This window comes from Actinobacillus porcinus (assembly GCF_901764995.1).
Lineage (GTDB): Bacteria > Pseudomonadota > Gammaproteobacteria > Enterobacterales > Pasteurellaceae > Exercitatus > Exercitatus porcinus.
This window is the reverse complement of sequence record NZ_CABFKI010000013.1, coordinates 1-2,954: the sequence shown is the minus strand read 5'-3', so window position 1 is coordinate 2,954 and position 2,954 is coordinate 1. Positions and strand designations below refer to the sequence as shown.

Below are 2,954 nucleotides of genomic sequence, written 5' to 3'. Positions count from 1 at the left end.
TTCTTTCTTCACTCAAAAATCCTTGAGCGTTGTATAGTTAAGCCTCTCGGGCAATTAGTATCTGTTAGCTCAACGGCTCACACCGCTTACACACCAGACCTATCTACGTCGTAGTCTCCAACAACCCTTACAGTCTTATAGACTGGGAGAACTCATCTCTTGGCAAGTTTCGTGCTTAGATGCTTTCAGCACTTATCTCTTCCGCATGTAGCTACCCGGCAATGCGTCTGGCGACACAACCGGAACACCAGGGATGCGTCCACTCCGGTCCTCTCGTACTAGGAGCAGCCCCAACCAATTCTCCTACGCCCACGGCAGATAGGGACCGAACTGTCTCACGACGTTCTAAACCCAGCTCGCGTACCACTTTAAATGGCGAACAGCCATACCCTTGGGACCTACTTCAGCCCCAGGATGTGATGAGCCGACATCGAGGTGCCAAACACCGCCGTCGATATGAACTCTTGGGCGGTATCAGCCTGTTATCCCCGGAGTACCTTTTATCCGTTGAGCGATGGCCCTTCCATTCAGAACCACCGGATCACTATGACCTGCTTTCGCACCTGCTCGACTTGTCTGTCTCGCAGTTAAGCTTGCTTATACCATTGCACTAACCTGACGATGTCCGACCGTCATTAGCAAACCTTCGTGCTCCTCCGTTACTCTTTGGGAGGAGACCGCCCCAGTCAAACTACCCACCAGACACTGTCCGAGACCGCGTTCCGCAATCTTCGTTAGAACATCAAACGTTAAAGGGTGGTATTTCAAGGACGCCTCCACAATCACTGGCGTGACTGCTTCTTAGGCTCCCACCTATCCTACACATCAAAATTCAATGTTCAGTGTCAAGCTATAGTAAAGGTTCACGGGGTCTTTCCGTCTAGCCGCGGGTACACCGCATCTTCACGGCGATTTCAATTTCACTGAGTCTCGGGTGGAGACAGCCTGGCCATCATTATGCCATTCGTGCAGGTCGGAACTTACCCGACAAGGAATTTCGCTACCTTAGGACCGTTATAGTTACGGCCGCCGTTTACTGGGGCTTCGATCAGGAGCTTCTCTTTCGATTACACCATCAATTAACCTTCCAGCACCGGGCAGGCATCACACCCTATACGTCCACTTTCGTGTTTGCAGAGTGCTGTGTTTTTAATAAACAGTTGCAGCCAGCTGGTATCTTCGACCGGTTCAACCTTCATCCGCGAGGGACTACAATCTACGCCGGCGCACCTTCTCCCGAAGTTACGGTGCTATTTTGCCTAGTTCCTTCACCCGAGTTCTCTCAAGCGCCTGAGTATTCTCTACCTGACCACCTGTGTCGGTTTATAGTACGGTTTATCTTCATCTGAAGCTTAGTGGCTTTTCCTGGAAGCGTGGTATCAGTTACTTCGTTTCCGTAGAAACTCGTCATCATTTCTCAGTGTTAAGGAAGTCCGGATTTGCCTAAACTTCCCACCTACCAACTTAAACAGACATCCAACAGTCTGCTAACCTAACCTTCTCCGTCCCCACATCGCAATGAAGACAAGTACGGGAATATTAACCCGTTTCCCATCGACTACGCTTTTCAGCCTCGCCTTAGGGGCCGACTCACCCTGCCCCGATTAACGTTGGACAGGAACCCTTGGTCTTCCGGCGAACGAGTTTTTCACTCGTTTTATCGTTACTTATGTCAGCATTCGCACTTGTGATACGTCCAACAGACTTCTCAATCCATCTTCTTCCGCTTACACAACGCTCCCCTACCCAACAGGCGTATCACTAATAATCCTTTCTTCGATTGCAACCCGACTCAACGTTCGGGTGTGCTTGACCAACATCTCATTCCGTTTCACTTCATTCGATGTTGTTAATCGTAAGGCGTATTAGTGATACGCCTGATGCCGCAGCTTCGGTGCTATATTTGAGCCCCGTTACATCTTCCGCGCAGGCCGACTCGACTAGTGAGCTATTACGCTTTCTTTAAATGGTGGCTGCTTCTAAGCCAACATCCTAGCTGTCTAAGCCTTCCCACTTCGTTTCCCACTTAATATAGACTTTGGGACCTTAGCTGGCGGTCTGGGTTGTTTCCCTCTCCACGACGGACGTTAGCACCCGCCGTGTGTCTCCTGAGTATCACTCTTCGGTATTCGCAGTTTGCATCGGGTTGGTAATCCGGGATGGACCCCTAGCCGAAACAGTGCTCTACCCCCGAAGGTGTCCGCTCAAGGCTCTACCTAAATAGATTTCGGGGAGAACCAGCTATCTCCCGGTTTGATTGGCCTTTCACCCCCAGCCACAGGTCATCCGCTAATTTTTCAACATTAGTCGGTTCGGTCCTCCAATTAGTGTTACCCAATCTTCAACCTGCCCATGGCTAGATCACCGGGTTTCGGGTCTATATCATGCAACTTGCCGCCCAGTTAAGACTCGGTTTCCCTTCGGCTCCCTTATTCAGTTAACCTCGCTACATAATATAAGTCGCTGACCCATTATACAAAAGGTACGCAGTCACCCTTTCGGGCTCCCACTGCTTGTACGTACACGGTTTCAGGTTCTATTTCACTCCCTTCACCAGGGTTCTTTTCGCCTTTCCTTCACAGTACTGGTTCACTATCGGTCAATCAGGAGTATTTAGCCTTGGAGGATGGTCCCCCCATCTTCAAACAGGATTTCTCGTGTCCCGCCCTACTTGTCGTTAGCTTAGTACCATGACCTGGACTTCGAGTACGGGGCTATCACCCTGTATCGCCAAGCTTCCCAGCTTGTTCCTCTGTCCCTGTCATTATCACTAACAGGCTCCTTCGCGTTCGCTCGCCGCTACTAACGAAATCTCGGTTGATTTCTTTTCCTCGGGGTACTTAGATGTTTCAGTTCTCCCGGTTTGCCTCACTTACCTATGGATTCAGTAAGTGATAGTAGATTCTTCATCTACTGGGTTTCCCCATTCGGATATCTTGGATTAAACGCTTCTT

General features: G+C 50.0%; 1 rRNA gene. It reads right to left on the bottom strand.

Annotated elements, in window-relative coordinates:
• Nucleotides 1–33: 33 nt before the first annotated feature.
• Nucleotides 34–2,954, bottom strand: a 23S ribosomal RNA gene (locus tag E7T07_RS09065); the annotation flags it as partial.